The 17,375-nt window shown below is 67.0% G+C and carries 15 protein-coding genes; 8 read left to right on the top strand and 7 right to left on the bottom strand.

The genetic code is table 11. From position 1 onward, the window contains the following. Positions 1–301 precede the first annotated feature (301 nt). The 5 genes from GV007_RS01250 to trhO all read right to left on the bottom strand — a co-directional run bounded on the left by GV007_RS01250 (position 302) and on the right by trhO (position 5,692). Positions 302–1,108, bottom strand: a complete 807-nt coding sequence (locus GV007_RS01250) for an ABC transporter ATP-binding protein (protein ID WP_104243553.1) — start codon at positions 1,106–1,108, stop codon at positions 302–304. After that, on the bottom strand, positions 1,105–2,124 hold the full coding sequence (locus GV007_RS01245; protein WP_181062590.1) for an ABC transporter ATP-binding protein: 1,020 nt from the start codon (positions 2,122–2,124) through the stop codon (positions 1,105–1,107). Before GV007_RS01245 ends, GV007_RS01250 begins: the two co-directional genes overlap by 4 nt. Next, a complete protein-coding gene (locus GV007_RS01240) occupies positions 2,117–3,097 on the bottom strand; it encodes a branched-chain amino acid ABC transporter permease (RefSeq protein WP_160070652.1) in 981 nt (326 codons plus the stop codon). Before GV007_RS01240 ends, GV007_RS01245 begins: the two co-directional genes overlap by 8 nt. 10 nt (positions 3,098–3,107) lie before the next feature. Continuing rightward, positions 3,108–4,469: a branched-chain amino acid ABC transporter permease gene (locus GV007_RS01235; protein WP_236558229.1), complete on the bottom strand. Its 1,362-nt coding sequence runs from the start codon at positions 4,467–4,469 to the stop codon at positions 3,108–3,110. A gap of 290 nt (positions 4,470–4,759) precedes the next feature. After that, positions 4,760–5,692 carry an oxygen-dependent tRNA uridine(34) hydroxylase TrhO gene (gene trhO / locus GV007_RS01230; RefSeq protein ID WP_160070651.1) on the bottom strand — a complete coding sequence of 311 codons (933 nt, stop codon included), beginning with the start codon at positions 5,690–5,692 and terminating at the stop codon, positions 4,760–4,762. Positions 5,693–5,753: 61 nt separating this feature from the next. Here trhO and GV007_RS01225 point away from each other — a divergent pair, with 61 nt between their 5' ends. Continuing rightward, positions 5,754–6,686 carry a DNA-3-methyladenine glycosylase family protein gene (locus tag GV007_RS01225; RefSeq protein ID WP_160070650.1) on the top strand — a complete coding sequence of 311 codons (933 nt, stop codon included), beginning with the start codon at positions 5,754–5,756 and terminating at the stop codon, positions 6,684–6,686. Positions 6,687–6,884: 198 nt separating this feature from the next. Further along, complete coding sequence (locus GV007_RS01220) at positions 6,885–7,298, top strand: Hsp20/alpha crystallin family protein (protein WP_104243543.1); 414 nt, start codon at positions 6,885–6,887, stop codon at positions 7,296–7,298. A gap of 125 nt (positions 7,299–7,423) precedes the next feature. Here GV007_RS01220 and GV007_RS01215 read toward each other — a convergent pair whose 3' ends face one another. Next, positions 7,424–8,863 (bottom strand): xylulokinase, encoded by a 1,440-nt coding sequence (locus GV007_RS01215; protein ID WP_160070649.1) that lies wholly within the window; start codon positions 8,861–8,863, stop codon positions 7,424–7,426. 155 nt (positions 8,864–9,018) lie between these two features. Further along, the gene (gene xylA, locus GV007_RS01210) at positions 9,019–10,212 is read right to left on the bottom strand and encodes a xylose isomerase (protein ID WP_160070648.1); all 1,194 of its coding nucleotides are present in this window, start codon (positions 10,210–10,212) and stop codon (positions 9,019–9,021) included. A 221-nt stretch (positions 10,213–10,433) separates the two neighbouring features. On the opposite strand from xylA, the gene chvE reads away from it, so the two are divergent. From chvE to iolB, 6 genes are all read left to right on the top strand, one after another. Further along, a complete protein-coding gene (chvE, locus tag GV007_RS01205; protein WP_160070647.1) occupies positions 10,434–11,555 on the top strand; it encodes a multiple monosaccharide ABC transporter substrate-binding protein in 1,122 nt (373 codons plus the stop codon). A gap of 164 nt (positions 11,556–11,719) precedes the next feature. Beyond that, complete coding sequence (gene mmsA / locus GV007_RS01200) at positions 11,720–13,234, top strand: multiple monosaccharide ABC transporter ATP-binding protein (protein ID WP_323741402.1); 1,515 nt, start codon at positions 11,720–11,722, stop codon at positions 13,232–13,234. 50 nt (positions 13,235–13,284) lie between these two features. Further along, positions 13,285–14,439, top strand: a complete 1,155-nt coding sequence (gene mmsB, locus GV007_RS01195; protein ID WP_160071525.1) for a multiple monosaccharide ABC transporter permease — start codon at positions 13,285–13,287, stop codon at positions 14,437–14,439. A 127-nt stretch (positions 14,440–14,566) separates the two neighbouring features. Next, positions 14,567–15,718: an ROK family transcriptional regulator gene (locus tag GV007_RS01190; protein WP_160070645.1), complete on the top strand. Its 1,152-nt coding sequence runs from the start codon at positions 14,567–14,569 to the stop codon at positions 15,716–15,718. A gap of 129 nt (positions 15,719–15,847) precedes the next feature. Then, positions 15,848–16,354, top strand: a 507-nt coding sequence (locus GV007_RS01185; RefSeq protein WP_160071524.1) for an aldehyde dehydrogenase family protein, incomplete at its 5' end; no start/stop codon positions are given. Between the two features lie 58 nt (positions 16,355–16,412). After that, the gene (gene iolB, locus GV007_RS01180) at positions 16,413–17,342 is read left to right on the top strand and encodes a 5-deoxy-glucuronate isomerase (protein ID WP_160070644.1); all 930 of its coding nucleotides are present in this window, start codon (positions 16,413–16,415) and stop codon (positions 17,340–17,342) included. Positions 17,343–17,375: the final 33 nt, after the last annotated feature.

Genomic DNA, 17,375 nt, shown 5'->3' with positions numbered 1-17,375 from the left:
CCCTCGCTCCCCTCGCCCCCGCTCGCAACGCTGCCCGGTGTTTCGCCCTCTGTGGGCTGTCGCAGTGGGGGAAACGCCGGGCAGTGCTTGTCTCCCTCTGGGGGAGGTGAGCTCCGCGCTGAACCTGGGCGCCACGGTGCCCACGGCGCCCCGGCGCCCAGGTGCCCCGGTGCCCACGGGGCCCACGGGGCCCACGCAACGCTGCCCGGTGTTTCGCCCTCTGCGCAGTCTGGCAGGGGGCGAAACGCCGGGCAGCGATCGGCTTCGGCTTCGCCGGGGGCGGCTGGGTGGATGCTCGCGGTTAGTGGGCCGCGTCGCCGTCCTTCGCCTGTTCGTCGGCCGCGAGCGTGCCGAGGTAGAGGGCGATGACCTTCGGGTCGTTGAGCAGCTCGCGTCCGGTACCCGTGTACGCGTCCTTGCCCTGGTCGAGCACGTAGGCGCGGTCGCAGATCTGCAGGCAGCGGCGCGCGTTCTGCTCGACCATGATGACGGAGACGCCGGCACGGTTGATCTGGCGCACGCGCAGGAACGTCTCGTCCTGACGTACCGGGGAGAGGCCCGCCGACGGCTCGTCGAGGAGCAGCACCGACGGGTCCATCATGAGGGCCCGCGCCATGGCGACCATCTGCCGCTCACCGCCGGAGAGGGAGCTCGCGCGCTGCTTGCGGCGCTTCCCGAGCTCGGGGAAGAGGTCGGCGACGAATTCGAATCGCTCGTTGAAGACCTTGGGGCGCAGGAAGAGCCCCATCTCGAGGTTCTCCTCGATCGTGAGTGACGGGAAGACGTTGTTGTTCTGCGGCACGAGCCCGACGCCCTTGGCGACGAGCTTGTCGGCGCGCAGGCCCGTGATGTCCTCGCCCTTCAGCATCACGCTGCCGCCGCGGATCTTGATCTGCCCGAAGATGGCCTTGAGTACCGTCGACTTGCCGGCGCCGTTGGGCCCGATGATGCCGATGAGCTCGCCGGGGTAGGCGTCGATCGAGCATCCGTTGAGGATGTTCACGCCGGGCAGGTAGCCGCCGACGAGGTCGATCGTCGACAGCACAGCGTCGCTTCTGGGGGTCGTCGCTGTCGCAGAACCGGATGCGTTGGGCGTCGTCTCGCTCATTTGCTGTCACTCTCCGTCGTCTCGGTCCCGGGCTTCGTCTCGGCGATCTCCTCGGCGATCGTGGTCGTCCCGAGCACCTCGGCCTCGTACTCGGCCGCCGCTTCGACGCCCTGTTCCTCGGCGATGCGCTCGACTTCCAGCTCCTGGATGTCGAGGTCGCCGAGGTCCTGGTCGTGGTGCGCGCCGAGGTAGGCGTCGATCACGGCCTGGTCCTTCATGACCGTCTCGGGCGGGCCCTCCGCGACGATCTGGCCTTCCGCCATGACGACGACCCAGTCGGAGATGTTGGTGACCATGTGCATGTCGTGCTCGACGAACAGCACCGTGGTGCCGTCGTTCTTGAGCTCCTTGACGTGGCCCAGGAGCGACTGCACGAGGGCCGGGTTGACGCCGGCCATGGGCTCGTCGAGCATGATGAGCTTCGGGCTGCTCATGAGGGCGCGTGCCATCTCGAGCAGCTTGCGCTGTCCGCCGGAGAGCGACGCCGCGTAGTCCTCGCGCTTCGCGTCGAGCTTGAAGCGGGCGAGGAGCTCGTCGGCCTTCTCGGTGATCTCCTTCTCGCGGTCGCGCCACAGCGGCTTGAACAGTGCGCGCAGCATGCCCTCGCCGCCCTGCTCGTCGGCGCCGAGGAGCATGTTGTCGAGCACGGTCATGCGTCCGAGGGACTTCGTGAGCTGGAAGGTGCGGACCATGCCGGAGCGGGCCACCTTGAAGGCGGGCACGTTGGCGAGGGAGGTGCCGTCGAACGACCACGTGCCCGTGTTGGGCTTGTCGAAGCCCGTCAGCAGATTGAACATGGTCGTCTTGCCGGCGCCGTTGGGGCCGATGAGCGCCGTGATCTTGCCGCGCGGGATCTCGAGGTGCTGCACATCCACGGCTGTGTTGCCGCCGAACTGGCGGGTGACGCCGTCGGCGATGACGATCGGGTCGACCTTCTTGCAGCCGGGGCCGACCTTGCCGTCGACGAATTCGTGGGTGGGGAGGATGCCCGTTGGCGGGCTCGTCTGCTCAGGCACTGAAGCTCAGCTCCTTCTTGTTTCCGAAGATGCCCTGGGGTCTGAAGACCACCAGCAGCATGAGCGCGATTCCGACGATGATGAAGCGCAGCTGGCCCGCCTGCGTCGTCGAGAGGAAGGTGATCGCGCCCGATTCGATCGCGCCGTACAGGATGCCCTGCGTGAGCGAGAGCACGACCCAGAAGATCATCGCTCCCACGATTGGGCCGAAGATCGTCGCGGCTCCACCCAGCAGCATGATCGTCCAGATGAAGAACGTGAGACCCGTCGTGTAGTTCGCGGGTTGCACGGCTCTCGGCAGGATGAAGATGATGCCGGCGAGGGAGCCGAGGAGGCCACCCGTGATGAGCGCCTGCATCTTGTAGGCGAAGACGTTCTTGCCGAGGCTTCGCACGGCGTCCTCGTCTTCGCGGATGCCGCGGACGACGCGGCCCCACGGGCTGCGCATGAGCGCCCACACGAGGAGGGTCGCGAGGATGACGAGGCCCCAGCCGACGATGCGGGTCCACCAGTCGTAGGCGTTGTAGGTGAAGGGGCCGAAGCCGTAGGTGCCGTCGGGGATCGGGTTGATGGCCGCGAAGGTTCCCTTGAAGCCGTTCAGGCCGTTGGCCGCGCCCGTCACGGGGGTGAGGCCGGTCGTCGTCACGATGTACCGCAGGATCTCGGCGGAGGCGATCGTGACGATGGCCAGGTAGTCGGCTCGTAGCCGCAGCGTCGGGACGCCGAGGATGAACGAGAAGACGATCGAGACGACGATGACGCACAGCACGGCGGCCCAGATGGGCCAGCCGAGGCTGATCGTCGGGATCGCGAACGCGTACGCGCCGAGCAGCATGTACGCGGCCTGGCCGAAGTTGAGGAGGCCGGTGTAGCCGAAGTGGATGCCGAGGCCGATCGCGGCGAGCGCGTAGGCAGCGGTGGTGGGGCTGAGGAGCTCGCCGACGGCGTTGCTCAGGATGTTTGACCAGTCCATGGTTCGTCTCCTAGCCGACTCGCTCGCGGCGGCCGAGAATGCCCTGGGGCCTGACGAGCAGGACCAGGATGAGGATGAGGAGCGCCGCCGCGTACTTGAGGTCGGCGGGGATGAAGAGGGTCGAGAGCTCGACGAAGATGCCGACGACGAGCGAGCCGACGAGAGCACCGTAGGCGGAGCCGAGGCCACCGAGGGTGACGGCGGCGAACATCAGCAGGAGCACCTGGAAGCCCATGTCCCATGAGGATTGGCGGTAGAGGGCGAGCATGACGCCGGCGAGGGCGGCGAGGCCACCTGCCGTGGTCCACACGATGCGGATGATGCGGTCGACGTTGATGCCGGATGCGCTTGCGAGCGACGGGTTGTCGGACACGGCCCTGGTGGCCTTGCCGACGCGGGTGCGCGTCAGGAACAGGGCCACGAGGAGGAGCGTGACGATCGAGATGCCCATGCTGAGGAGCGAGCCCGTCGTGATGCGCACGGGGCCGAACTCCACGGCTCCGCTGAGGCCCACCGAGCTCATCGGGAGGATCGCCCCGCCGAAGAAGAACTGGTAGAGGTACCGGAGTGCGAGGCCGAGGCCGATGCTCACGATCATCGCCGGGACGAGGCGCACGCCGCGCTTGCGCAGCGGCTTCCAGAGGGTCGCATCCTGGAGCCAGCCGAAGGCGGCGCCGAGGATCACGACGACGATGATGGCGACGAAGATGTTGAGCCCCATGACGACGGCGAAGAGCCAGGCCATGAGTCCGCCGAAGGTGACGAGCTCGCCGTGGGAGAAGTTGTTCAGCCCGGTGGTGCCGAAGATGAGGGTGATGCCGATCGCGCCGAGCGCGATGAGCAGGCCGAAGTTGAGGCCGGCGACGAGGCGCTCGATGAGCTGCGAGCCGAAGTTGCTGCTCTGCCTGGTGTCCTCTCCGAGTGCGAAGAGGCGCCCGACGTTGGTCGTCGACCACTCGTCCTCGGTGACCTCTGCGGTGGCGCCGTCCTCGTTCCGCAGGTCGATGCCGTCTGGCAGGGTCTCGGTGTCGAGCGTGACCGTGTAGTTGCCTGGGCCTGGGACGGGCACTCGCCAGCGGCCGTCTTCACCCGACTCCACTGTCTCGGAGTAGCCGTCGCCGTCGACGGTGAGCGAGACGCCCGCGACGGGTTCTCCCTCGTAGTTGAGGATGCCGCTGATCGAGTACGGTGACTCCTCGTCGACGGGGTCGGCCGCTGCGTTCGCGGGGCCGGCCATCGCGAAGACGCCGAGGAACGCGAAGAGCGACATCGCGAGCGCCGCGAGCATTCGGTGGGTTCGGGTGAGCCGGGAACGCCGGGCGGTCGCTGAGCGCGAACCGGCTGGCGTGAGCGGACTGGGGAGAAGGGGCACGGAGTACCTCCAGTGCGAGTCGGGCTGGGCACGACGACTGAACGAGATTCTGGAACTGCTATTTCTACAAGCGAGGATTCGCCACTCTGCGAATCTACGGATGGTTTGTATCGGCAATGTTTCTATGCCGCTACACACGATAGCCGTGCGGAAGGGGCTCCGCTCGCAGCCAGGAGCCTCAGCGCGCAATTTTGTTCTACGTCACCACAAATGTGGTGCCTCAGCGCGGCGCAGTGTGCCGCGACATCCAAGATCTCCGATTTGTGAAGATGTCTTTCGTCTCCGGCGTGTCACCGACCGGATGGTGCCCCCGCTGGGGCGCTGAGGCTCGCGGTCGTGTGCTCTGGGCAGTGGAGCGCGCGCTTGCCGCAGTCCTCGCAGGCGACGAAGCGCTCCCTGCAGGAGGGGTCGGTGCAGTTCTGGGTGCGGTGCGTCGGCGTCTCGCATTCGCGGCAGCGGCCGAGGATGTCGGTGTCGGGGCCGAATTCGAGGTGCTCGCGTGCGTCGAAGACCGCGAGGGAGCCCTTCCAGAGTCCCTCGTTGCCGAACTGCTCCGCGTACCGGACGATGCCGCCGTCGAGCTGGTACACCTCGCTGAAGCCGCGCTTGAGCATGAGTGCGGAGAGGACCTCGCAGCGTACGCCTCCCGTGCAGTAGGTGACGACGGGCTTCGACTTGAGGTCGTCGTACTTGCCCGATTCGAGCTCGGCGATGAAGTCGCGGGTGGTTCCGGTCTCCGGAACGATGGCCCCCTCGAAGCGGCCGATCTGCGCCTCGATCGCGTTGCGGCCGTCGAAGAAGACGATCTCGTCGCGCGATTCGACGAGTGCGTGGAGCTCGTCGGGGGCGAGGTGGGTCCCGCCGCCCTTGACGCCGTGCTCGTCGACCTCGAGCTCGCCCGGTGCTCCGAAGCTGACGATCTCGTCGCGCACCTTCACGCTGAGGCGTGGGAAGTCGAGGCTCTGTCCCTGCTCGTCGAGTCCAGTGCCCTCCGACCACTTGTAGTCGGCATCCTTGAAGGCCGCGTACTCCCGGGTGGTGCGCACGTAGCGCTTGAGCGCGTTCAGCTCGCCGCCGAGGGTGCCGTTGATGCCGTCCTTGGAGATCAGGATGCGCCCACGCAGCCCCAGGGACGCCGCGAGGTCGCGCTGCCAGAGGCGGATCGCCTCCGGGTCGGCGAGGGGAGCGAAGGCGTAGTAGAGCACGATCTTGGGGACAGCCATGAGGACGATTTTAGGTGAGGGGCTCACGCCGAATGTCCGTGGGTCTGCGTACCCTTGCGGCATGCCAGATCGGGTCATGTCGCTCTATCGGCCGGCGGCGCCGGTCGATGTGCAGCAGACCCTGTCTCCCCTCATGCGGGGCAGGCGAGATCCGACGTGCTGGGTGCATCCCGTGTCGCGCGACGTCTGGCGCACGTCCCACTCGCTGGCGGGAGGCGCGACGACGGTGTTCCGCCAGGCGCGGGAGGGGGTGCGGATCGTGTCGTGGGGTGAAGCTGCTGAGATCGCGGTCGATGAGGCTCCCACGCTGCTGGGCAGCGACGACGACTGGAGCGAGCTCCGCCTCGACGCCCTGCCGGAGCTGGCGGATGTGCGGCGACGGAACGAGGGGATGCGGCTCCCCAAGTCAGGTGCGGTGTTCGAGGCGCTGAGTGCGGCGATCATCGAGCAGAAGATCACGGGCCTCGAGGCGCATCGCGCGTGGGACATCCTGCACCGCGACCACGCCGACGCGGCGCCAGGGCCGGCCGGTCTCGTGCCGCGGCACCTGCGCTTGCCGCTCACGCCGGAGCAGTGGCGGCGCATTCCGAGCTGGGATTGGCACCGGGCCGGCGTCGACTCCTCGCGATCCGGAACGGTCATCCGCTCGGCGACGGTCGCCTCGGCGCTGGAGCGCACGAGCAGCCTGCCGACGGGGTCGGAGGAGCCGCTTCGCCGTCTTCGCTCGATCGTGGGCGTCGGTGTGTGGACGGCCAACGAGACCGTGCAGCGCTCGCATGGCGACCCCGACGCTCCGAGCTTCAGTGATTACCACATCCCCAACATGGTCGGATGGGCGCTCGCGGGCTGCGACGTCGACGACGACGGCATGCGGGAGCTGCTCGAGCCGTGGCGCGGACATCGCGAGCGGGTCGTGCGGCTCATCAAGCTCGCGGGCAACCCGCGCCCGAAGCATGGCCCGCGTATGACCGTGCAAGACCACCGCTCCCACTGAGCTTCGCGCCCCGCGTCGACGCGCGCTGACTTCCTTCGAGGGTGCGTTCGCCCAAGGCTGACGGGGTTTTCAGCGAATTTTCTGGCACTCGAGGGGGCGGAGTGCTAATTTTCTGCTCAAGGAAGTTGACACCAGTCGACTCAAGTTCACCGCACCGTCTCGCGTAGACGAGCGTGCGTACAAGGAAGGGGAAACGACATGGCACGCGTCTTCGATCCGTTCCAGGAGATGGAACGACTTTTCCAGGGAGCACCGAACAGCCCGCGTTCGATGCCCATCGACCTCTACCGCGAGGCCGACCACTACATCCTCACCGCTGACCTGCCCGGCATCGACCCGAGCTCGATCGACGTCGACCTCGACGGCCAGCAGCTGACGATCCGGGCCGAGCGCAGCACGGTCAACGCCGAGGGGGCCAAGTGGCTCGTCCGTGAGCGCAACGGCGGCAGCTACCTCCGCCAGTTCACGCTCGGCCAGGGGCTCGACACCGAGCGCATCGCGGCGAGCTACGAGCATGGCGTGCTGACCGTGACCGTGCCGGTCAGCGAGCGCGCGAAGCCACGCAAGATCGAGGTCGAGAGCGGCACGAAGGTCGAGACCATCCAGGCCTAAGGGGCCCGGTGATCGCAGCTTCGTGATGCGAACCCAGTAATGCAGAGAGGGGCAGCGCCGACTGGCGCTGCCCCTCTCTGTAACTCCGCGTTTCGGCACGTGCCCGCGACGCGCGCTTTCGCTGGTCAGGCGGCGTGGAGTCCCGTCCCTGCTTCTTCCGCGTCGCGGGCGAGCTTCGCGGCCGCCGCGTATCGGCTGCGGAGCGCCGCGTCAGGGGCAGGCTCGAGGCGAGCGATCGTCTCGACGGGCCAGTCCGGACGTGTCCCGGTCGCCACCCAGGCGGCCTGGCGGGCCGCGCCGTCGGCGACATACTCGCCGGGTGCTGGGATCTCGACGGGCACATCGAAGAGGGTCGGCGCGACGGCGCGCACGCCCTCGCTCAGCGCGGCGCCGCCGATGAGCATGACTCGCTTCGCCTCGACACCGAGCGCACGGTGGGCGTCGAGTGCCTGCGCGAGGCTGCCGAGCATGCCCTCGACTGCGGCCCTGGCGAGGTTCTCGCGGGTGAATGAGCCGCGGGTCATGCCGAGGAGCGATGCGGTCGCATCCGGCAGGTCGGGGGTGCGCTCCCCGTCGAGGTATGGCACGAACGCGAGACCACCGGAACCGACGGGGGCGGATGCGGCCAGCCGACCGAACTCCTCATGGTCGACGCCGAGCACCTCGGCGGTCGTGTCGATGACACGTGCTGCGTTGAGGGTCGCGGACAGGGGAAGGAATGCTCCCGTCGCGTCCGCGAACCCGGCGAGCCCGCCGCGGGGATCGACCACCGGTCGGTCGGCGACGGAGAACACGGTGCCTGAGGTGCCGATGGAGACGACGACGTCGCCCGCGCGCGCGTTGAGGCCGAGCGCCGCGCCGGCGTTGTCGCCGGCGCCCGCGGCGACGAGCGCGCCGGCCGGCGTCTTCCCCGCGACCTCGTCCGGTCCGAGCACACGAGGCAGGATGGCGTCGTGGCCGAGGGCCGCGATGAGCAGCTCGCGGTCGTAGTCGAGCGTGAAGGGCGACCAGTAGCCGGTGCCCGACGCGTCGGAGCGGTCGGTCGTGAGCTTCGTCAGGTCCGGGCCGAGGGGGCTCTCATCTGCGGGGCCGTAGCCGAGGAGACGCCACGTGAGCCAGTCATGGGGGAGGGCCACGGCTGCGACGCGCGCCGCGTTCTCGGGCTCCGCATCCCTCAGCCAGCGCAGCTTCGTGATGGTGAAGGAGGCAACGGGCACGAGTCCCGTGCGCTCGACGAGCGCAGCCTGGCCGAACTCGGCGATGAGGTCGCGTGCTGCGCCTGCGCTGCGGGTGTCGTTCCAGAGGAGGGCGTCGCGGACGACGCGGCCCTCGGCGTCGAGGGCGACCATGCCGTGCTGCTGGCCGGCGACGGAGATCGCCGCCACGTCGTCGAGCCCGCCCGCGGCCTCGGTCGCGCCCTGGACGGCCGCCCACCAGTTCGCCGGGTCGATCTCCGTGCCGGGGAGGTGAGCTGCGCGCCCCTGGCGGACGAGCGCACCCGTCGCCGCATCGCGGATGACGAGCTTGCAGCTCTGCGTACTCGAGTCGAAGCCGGCGACGAGCATGGTGGTCTGCTTTCTGTAGGGCGAGTGCTGTGTTGAGGTTCAGGTAGTGATCGAGCATGCACGACAGAGCTGGGGCGGATGCACGCGCGTGGTGAGTGCATCCGCCGCAGCTCTGCGAGGGGGACGGGGGAGCCCGTCAGCTGTTGGGACGTGGACTAGCCGCGTGCGCCCATGAGGTGCTCGAGCGCGAGCTGCTGCAGGCGCACGAAGCCGAAGCCCTTGCCGTTGAAGTAGGCGTTCGCGTCGAAGTCCTCGAAGGCGGAGCGGTCAGCGAGGAAGTCGTCGTACGTCTCGCCCTCGCCGAGCGTGTTCGTGGAGAGCTCGTCGACGCGGGACGCCGCGAGAGCCTCCTGCACCTCGGGGTCGGCGCGGAACGCAGCCGCGCGCTCCTTGAGGAGGAGGTAGGTGCGCATGTTCGCTGCCGCCGACTCCCAGACGCCCGTCTCGTCCTCGGTGCGCGAGGGCTTGTAGTCGAAGTGACGCGGGCCCGTGTAGGTCTGGCCGCCGTTGGGGCCGCCGTTCTCGAGCAGGTCGACGAGCGCAAACGCGTTCTGCAGGTCGCCGTGGCCGAACACGAGGTCCTGGTCGTACTTGATGCCGCGCTGGCCGTTGAGGTCGATGTGGAAGAGCTTGCCCTGATAGAGGGCCTGCGCGATGCCTGCCGCGAAGTTGAGGCCGGCCATCTGCTCGTGCCCGACCTCGGGGTTCACGCCGACGAGCTCCGGGCGCTCGAGGGTCTCGATGAAGGCGAGTGCGTGGCCGACCGTGGGGAGCAGGATGTCGCCGCGGGGCTCGTTCGGCTTCGGCTCGATCGCGAAGCGGATGTTGTAGCCCTTGTCGGTGACGTAGTCGCCGAGGAGGTTGACGGCCTCGCGGTAGCGCTCGAGGGCCTGGCGGATGTCCTTCGCGGAGTCGTACTCCGCACCCTCGCGGCCGCCCCACATGACAAACGTCTCGGCGCCGAGCGACGCGGCGAGGTCGAGGTTGCGGAGGACCTTGCGCAGCGCGAAGCGGCGCACGTCGCGGTCGTTGGAGGTGAAGCCGCCGTCCTTGAACACGGGAGCGGAGAAGAGGTTCGTCGTGACCATGGGAACCACGAGCCCGGTCGCATCCAGTGCGCCACGGAGTCGGGAGATCTGCGAGTCGCGGACCTCGTCACTCGAGCCGAACGGGAAGAGGTCGTCGTCGTGGAAGGTGAGGCCGTAGGCGCCGGCTTCTGCGAGCTTCTCGACGACGTGCACGACGTCGAGGTCGGCGCGCGTCGGGCCGCCGAACGGGTCGGTCCCGTTGTAGCCGACGGTCCACAGACCGAATGAGAACTTGTCTGCGGGGGTGGGAGTCAGAGACATGGGAGTCCGTTCTAGGTATCGTCGTTGATAAGTTCCAGAGAGCAACATATAGCACTTCGTTGTGTCACTTCCACCACGAGTTCCGGATGGGACACGGTTCGGATGGTGCTTGGGGCCAGTTTTGTCACGAATCTGACACGGGGTTGCACAACCTGACCCAAGTGGGTATATGTTTGGCGCGACAACTTAGGGCAACACATTTCAGAGAGGAAATGACCGTCATGTCAGCAACGAAGAAGTTGCTCGGTCTCGCAGTCGTTGGAGGCCTCGCACTCGGTCTCACCGCATGCGACGCGCCAGCAGACCCAGCAGCAACCGGCGAAGCAGGAGCAGCAGTCGAGGTCGAGAGCGTCGGCATCTCGATGCCAACCCGCGAGCTCGAGCGTTGGATCAACGACGGAGCGCAGCTCCAGAGCAAGCTCGACGAGGCCGGCTTCACGACCGACCTGCAGTACGCCGAGAACGACCCGGACACGCAGATCTCGCAGATCCAGAACCAGATCGCATCCGGAGTCGACGTGCTCGTCGTCGCCGCCATCGACGGCTCGGTGCTCGCACCGGTGCTGCAGGATGCGGCTGACGAAGGCATCACGATCATCGCCTACGACCGCCTCATCAACGACACGGAGAACGTCGACTACTACGCGACGTTCGACAACTACGCGGTGGGCAAGCTCCAGGGCGAGTACATCGTCGACAGCCTGGACCTCGAGAACCAGCCTGGCCCGTTCTACCTCGAGCCCTTCGCCGGCAGCCCGGACGACAACAACGCCAAGTTCTTCTTCTCCGGAGCCTGGGACGTCCTCAAGCCGTACATCGACGAAGGCAAGCTCGTCGTCGCCTCCGGCAAGTCGCCGGCATCGAACGATGACTGGGCTTCAGTCGGCATCCAGGGCTGGGAGAGCGCTGGCGCTCAGGACGAGATGGAGAACCGTCTCGCCTCGAACTACAGCGACAAGAAGGTCGACGTCGTTCTCTCGCCGAACGACAGCCTCGCCCAGGGCATCGCGGAGGCGCTCGTCTCCTCCGGCTACACGCCCGGCTCCGAGTGGCCCATCCTCACGGGTCAGGACGCTGACAAGGCATCGGTCACGAACATCCTCGCCGACAAGCAGTCGATGACGGTCTGGAAGGACACCCGCCTCCTCGGCGACCAGGTCTTCGCCATGGTCGAGTCGCTCAAGGCAGGCACCGAGGTCGACGTCAACGACACCGAGAGCTACGACAACGGCGTCAAGGTCGTCCCCTCGTACCTCCTCGACCCCGAGGTCGTCACGAAGGACACCGTGCAGGAGAAGCTCATCGACAGTGGCTTCCTCAAGGCATCGGACGTCGGACTCTAACGAGTCACCGACACCACACACTGAACGCGCTCGGGCTGGCTGTGCCCCCACACCAGCCCGAGCGCGCTTCTGTTGCAGCTCGCGCCCTCGAGGCGCAGCAGTGCCGAGCGTTGATGCTCGGAAAGTGAGACGGAGCAATGGTGCAAGACGACACAATCCTGAAGATGTCGAACATCGTGAAGGAATTCAGCGGTGTGCGAGCCCTCGCGGGCGTCGACATCGAAGTCCGTCGCGGCGAGGTGCACGGCATCTGCGGCGAGAACGGCGCGGGCAAGTCGACGCTCATGAAGGTCCTGAGCGGCGTCTACCCCCACGGCACCTTCGAGGGGACCATCGAGTTCGATGGCCGCGAGGTGCGGTACAAGACCATCAACGACAGCGAGCACGACGGCATCGTCATCATCCACCAGGAGCTCGCACTCAGCCCATACTTGTCGATCGCGGAGAACATCTTCCTCGGCAACGAGATCCAGCGCTTCGGCGTCATCGACTGGGATGAGACCAACCGCCGTGCGGCGGAGCTGCTCAAGCGCGTGGGCCTCAACGAGAACCCCGCCACCGTCATCCGCGAGATCGGCGTCGGCAAGCAGCAGCTCGTGGAGATCGCCAAGGCGCTCTCGAAAGACGTGAAGCTGCTCATCCTCGATGAGCCCACCGCGGCCCTCAACGACGAAGACTCCGCGCACCTGCTCGGCCTCATCGAGCAGCTGCGCGAGCAGGGCATCACGTCGATCATCATCTCCCACAAGCTCAAGGAGATCCGGCGCATCGCAGACCGCGTCACGATCATCCGCGACGGTGCAACGATCGACTCGATCGACATGACCGAACCGGATGCGACCGAAGGGCGGATCATCCGCGCCATGGTCGGCCGCGAGCTCAGCTCCATGTTCCCTCCCCGCGAGGCGGTCATCGGAGAGGAGAAGCTGCGCGTCGAGAACTGGACAGTGCACCACCCGGCCGACCCGAGCCGCAAGGTCGTCGACGACGTGTCGTTCCACGTGCGCGCCGGCGAGATCATCGGCTTCGCCGGCCTCATGGGCGCAGGCCGCACGGAGCTCGCGATGAGCATCTTCGGGCGCAGCTACGGCACGAACATCTCCGGTGAGGTGTACAAGTCGGGACAGCTGATCTCCACGAAGACGATCAACGAATCCATCAAGAACGGCCTGGCGTACACCACCGAGGACCGCAAGCACCTCGGCCTCAACCTCATCGGCGACATCCAGGCGAACATCTCCGCGGCAGCCGAAGGCAAGGTCTCCCGCTGGGGAGTCGTCGACGGCATCAAGGAGAACGGCGTCGCTGAGGGCTACCGCAAGTCCATGAACATCAAGACGGCGAGCGTCGCGACGCTCACGGGCAAGCTCTCCGGCGGCAACCAGCAGAAGGTCGTGCTCAGCAAATGGCTGCAGACCGACCCTGACGTGCTGTTCCTCGACGAGCCCACCCGCGGCATCGACGTCGGCGCGAAGTACGAGATCTACGGGCTCATCAACAAGCTCGTCGAGCAGGGCAGGGCGGTCGTCGTGATCTCCTCCGAGCTCCCCGAGCTGCTCGGTCTCGCCGACCGCATCTACACGATCTCCGAAGGCCGCCTCACGGGTGAGGTCTCCAAGGAGAACGCAACACAGGAACTGCTCATGCAGTACATGACCGCTGGAAAGGACGAGTCGTGACCACCACGAACACCGAGGCCGCGAAAGAAGCAGGCACCCGGAAAGTGAGGATGTCGGTCGACGTCCGTCAGTACGGGATCCTCGGCGCACTCGCCGTCATCATCATCCTGTTCCAGATCCTCACCGGCGGAAAGCTCCTGCTGCCCGCGAACATCAACAACCTCATCCAGCAGAACGCGTACGTGCTGATCCTCGCGGTCGGCATGATCATCGTCATCATCGCGGGTCACATCGACCTGTCGGTCGGCTCGGTCGTCGCCGTCGTTGGCGCCATCACGGCCATCGCCATCACCCAATGGGGACTGCCGTGGTTCGCGGCCGTGCTCATCGGCCTCGCGGCCGGGGCGGTGATCGGCATCTGGCAGGGATTCTGGATCGCCTACGTGGGCATACCTGCGTTCATCGTGACGCTGGCAGGCATGCTGCTGTTCCGAGGCCTCACGCTCGTGCTCCTCACGGGTGGAACGATCAACGCGCTGCCAGACGAGTTCGTCGCCATCGGCAAGGGCTCGCTGCCGCAGTCGATGGGCACGATGCTCGGCGGGCACGACGTCGTCACGATGCTGATCGCGCTTGTCGTGGTCGCAGCCGTCATCGGAAGCCAGCTCCGCACCCGAACACGCCGCAAGAAGCTCGACCTTCCCGTCGAGCCCGGGGCTGCCCTCATCGCGAAGCTCGCGATCGTCGCCATCGCAGTCCTCGCGTTCGCGTGGCTGCTCTCGGCGCACAAGGGCCTGCCGATCATCCTCATCATCCTGGCCGTGCTGATCATGCTCTACACGTTCATCCTGCAGCGCACCGTCTTCGGCCGGAACGTATATGCCATGGGTGGCAACCTCTTCGCGGCAAAGATGAGCGGTGTGCGCACGGAGCGCGTCAACTTCCTCATCTTCGTCAACATGGGTGTGCTCGCGGCGCTCGCCGGCATCGTGACGACGGCTCGCGCAGGTGGCGCCGTCGCCTCAGCCGGCAACACCTACGAGCTCGACGCCATCGCGGCGGCGTTCATCGGCGGTGCGGCCGTGACCGGTGGAGTTGGTACGGTTATCGGCGCAGTCATCGGCGCGATGATCATGGGTGTCCTCAACATGGGACTCTCGATCCTCTCGGTCGACTCGGCCTGGCAGTCGGTCATCAAGGGCCTCGTGCTGCTGCTCGCCGTGGCGATCGACGTGCTCGGCAAGCGCCGAGGCGGACGCAGCTGATCTATTTCCGTCGCCCGCGCTGATCCCAGCGCGGGCGACGGAACGGCTCGGCCGAGCGCCAGCCTGCCCGGAACGAGAACCTGAACCAAACACGCAACGCCGTGATGAGCGAGAGAAGAGGACGGGCATGGCCACCGATCGTGTCGCCTCGTCGAACCTCTCCCTCATCCTCGAACGCCTCCACCGCGGCGGGCATGCGTCCCGAGCGGAGCTGACCCGCGAGACCGGCCTCAACCGCTCCACCATCGCGGCGCTCGTCTCCGAGCTCGCCGACCGCGGCATCGTCGAGGAGCACGAGCCCGTCGCCACGAATCTTGTCGGCAGGCCAAGCCCCATCGTCGGCGTCTGCGACAAGATCGTCGCCGTCGCGGTCGTGCCGGAGGTGGATGCCCTCAACGTGGGTGTCGTGAGCTTCCGCGGCGAGCTCCTGAAGCGCATCCGCTTCGAAACCGAGAAGCCGCCGACCGCGAGGGAAGCGGTCGCCATCGTGAAAGCCCTCGTCGAGGGCCTCAGCGAGAGCCTCGACACGCTCTACGAGTGCGTCGGCATCGGCGTCGCCGTGCCAGGACTCGTCCGGGCCTCCGACGGATTCGTGCGCTGGGTTCCCCACTTCGAGTGGCGAGACGTGCCGCTCGCCGAGCAGCTGCAGAAGGCCACGGGCCTGCCGGTGCTCGCCGCGAACGACGCCAACCTCGGCGCGGTCGCCGAGCACATCTTCGGCGCCGGTCGCGGCATCAGCAACATGCTCTACATGAACGGTGGCGCGAGCGGCATCGGCGGCGGCATCATCGCCGACGACCGACTCCTGCACGGTGTCGCCGGTTACGCGGGTGAGTTCGGACACAACCTCGTGGCGACTCCCGCGGCGCTCGGCAACTCGGGCGACGACGAGCTTGAGCGTGTCGTCAGCAGGCGTCGACTGCTCGCCGCCCTCGGCACGAAGAGCGCCAGCGACGACGAGCTGGAGCGGATGCTGCAGCAGAACATCGACCCAGCGGTGAAGCTCGAGACGCACCGCCAGCTCGGGGTGCTGAGCGTCGGCGTGCGCAACATGATCAACATCCTGAACCCCGAGCGGGTGGTGCTCGGCGGGTTCCTCGGCGTGCTGCTGGACCTCGAGCGCGATTTCTTCCTCGAGATCCTCGCCGAGCACACGCTCGCCCCGAACTACGGGGAGGTCGAGGTCGTGCGGGCCGGGCTCGGCAGCGACCTGCTGTTCATCGGCGCCGCCGAGCTGCAGTTCCAGGCGCTCATCGAACGCGCCCACCTGCGCCGCTAGCTGTATTGACCTGGGACGTTGTGAACGTTTGATGGTTTGAGGGAAGCGAAAACCTCCGTGAGGATGTGGGTTACCACACTCGCATCGCAACACGGAGGTTTTCGTGACCCACGCTAACGCACCCCTGANAAGATCGCCTCCTACATCCAGATCGCCCACGACGATGGCGCCGACGTGCTCGTCGACGGACGCGAGATCACGGCAGAAGGCGCCGAGGGCGGGTTCTGGCTCGGCCCCACCCTCATCGACAACCTCCCCACCACCAGCCGCGCCTACACGGAAGAGATCTTCGGCCCCGTCCTCGGCATCGTGCGCGTGAAGAGCTTCGAGGAAGGCGTGGAGCTCATCAACACCGGACAGTTCGGCAACGGCACCGCGATCTTCACCAACGACGGCGGCGCAGCCCGCCGCTTCCAGAACGAGATCCAGGTCGGCATGATCGGCATCAACGTCCCCATCCCCGTGCCCGTCGCCTACTACTCCTTCGGCGGCTGGAAAGACTCCGCTTTCGGCGACAGCAAGGCCTACGGCCTCCAGGGCTTCCACTTCTACACCCGCGAGAAAGCCGTCACCAGCCGCTGGCTCGACCCCGCCAAGCACGGCGGCATCAACCTCGGCTTCCCCGAAAACGACTAGACAGCTCAGCACTACGAGCTGCCCCACCACGACCATTCACCAGAAAGACTCACGAGCAATGTCCTCACACACATCAGCACCCCCTCGGGACGCTGCGGAGAACACCTGGTTCAGGGCCCGCGGAGCCCTCTCGCGAGACGGCTGGGAGAGCGTTGTCGATGCGACGCTCCCCGGCTGGGAACACACGGGCATCCGAGTCGCAGACCTCTCCGATGGTGTGCGCCTCGAGCTGCCCGCAGGCGACATTGAGCGAATGGTCATCCCCCTCCGCGGAGACGCGTCCCTCGAGCTCGACGGGGCGGATGCGCCCGCATCCGTCGAGCTCGAGGGCCGTGCCTCGGTCTTCGACGGGCCCGCGGACGTCGCCTACCTCCCCGTCGGCACCAGCGCCGTGGTCACGGGACGCGGCAGGGTCGCCGTCGCCGAGGCGCCGACAACCCAGGTCTTCCCGTTCCAGGTGCTCCGCAAGAGCGACGTGCCGGTGGAACTCCGCGGTGCCGGTCGTTCGAGCCGTCAGGTGCAGAACTTCGGCATCCCCGGCTCGCTGCAGGCTGCCAAGCTCATCGTGTGCGAGGTCATCACACCGGCCGAGAACTGGTCGTCGTACCCGCCCCACAAGCACGACGAGCACCACCCCGGCCACGAGAGCCGCCTCGAGGAGATCTACTACTTCGAGAGCGAGCCCACGAAGAACGCCACCGTGCCAGAGGGCGCTGACGCCTTCGGCATGTTCGCGACCTACACGTCGCCGGCGGGCGAGATCTCGATCAACGAGATAGTGCGCACAGGAGACATCGCCCTGGTCCCCTTCGGCTACCACGGCCCCGCCGTCGCGGCCCCCGGCTACGACCTGTACTACCTGAACGTCATGGCGGGCCCGGACGAGGCACGCGAATGGCTCATCAGCGATGACCCCGCCCACGGCTGGGTGCGCGAGCAGTGGACCTCCCAGGAGTTCGACTCCCGCCTGCCGTACGGCACCGAGTAACCCGCCAGGCTTCTCCAAGCAACCAGCTCCACC

This window comes from Pseudoclavibacter sp. 8L, assembly GCF_902506465.1.
GTDB lineage: Bacteria > Actinomycetota > Actinomycetes > Actinomycetales > Microbacteriaceae > Pseudoclavibacter.
This window is presented reverse-complemented; position numbering and strand designations above follow the sequence as displayed.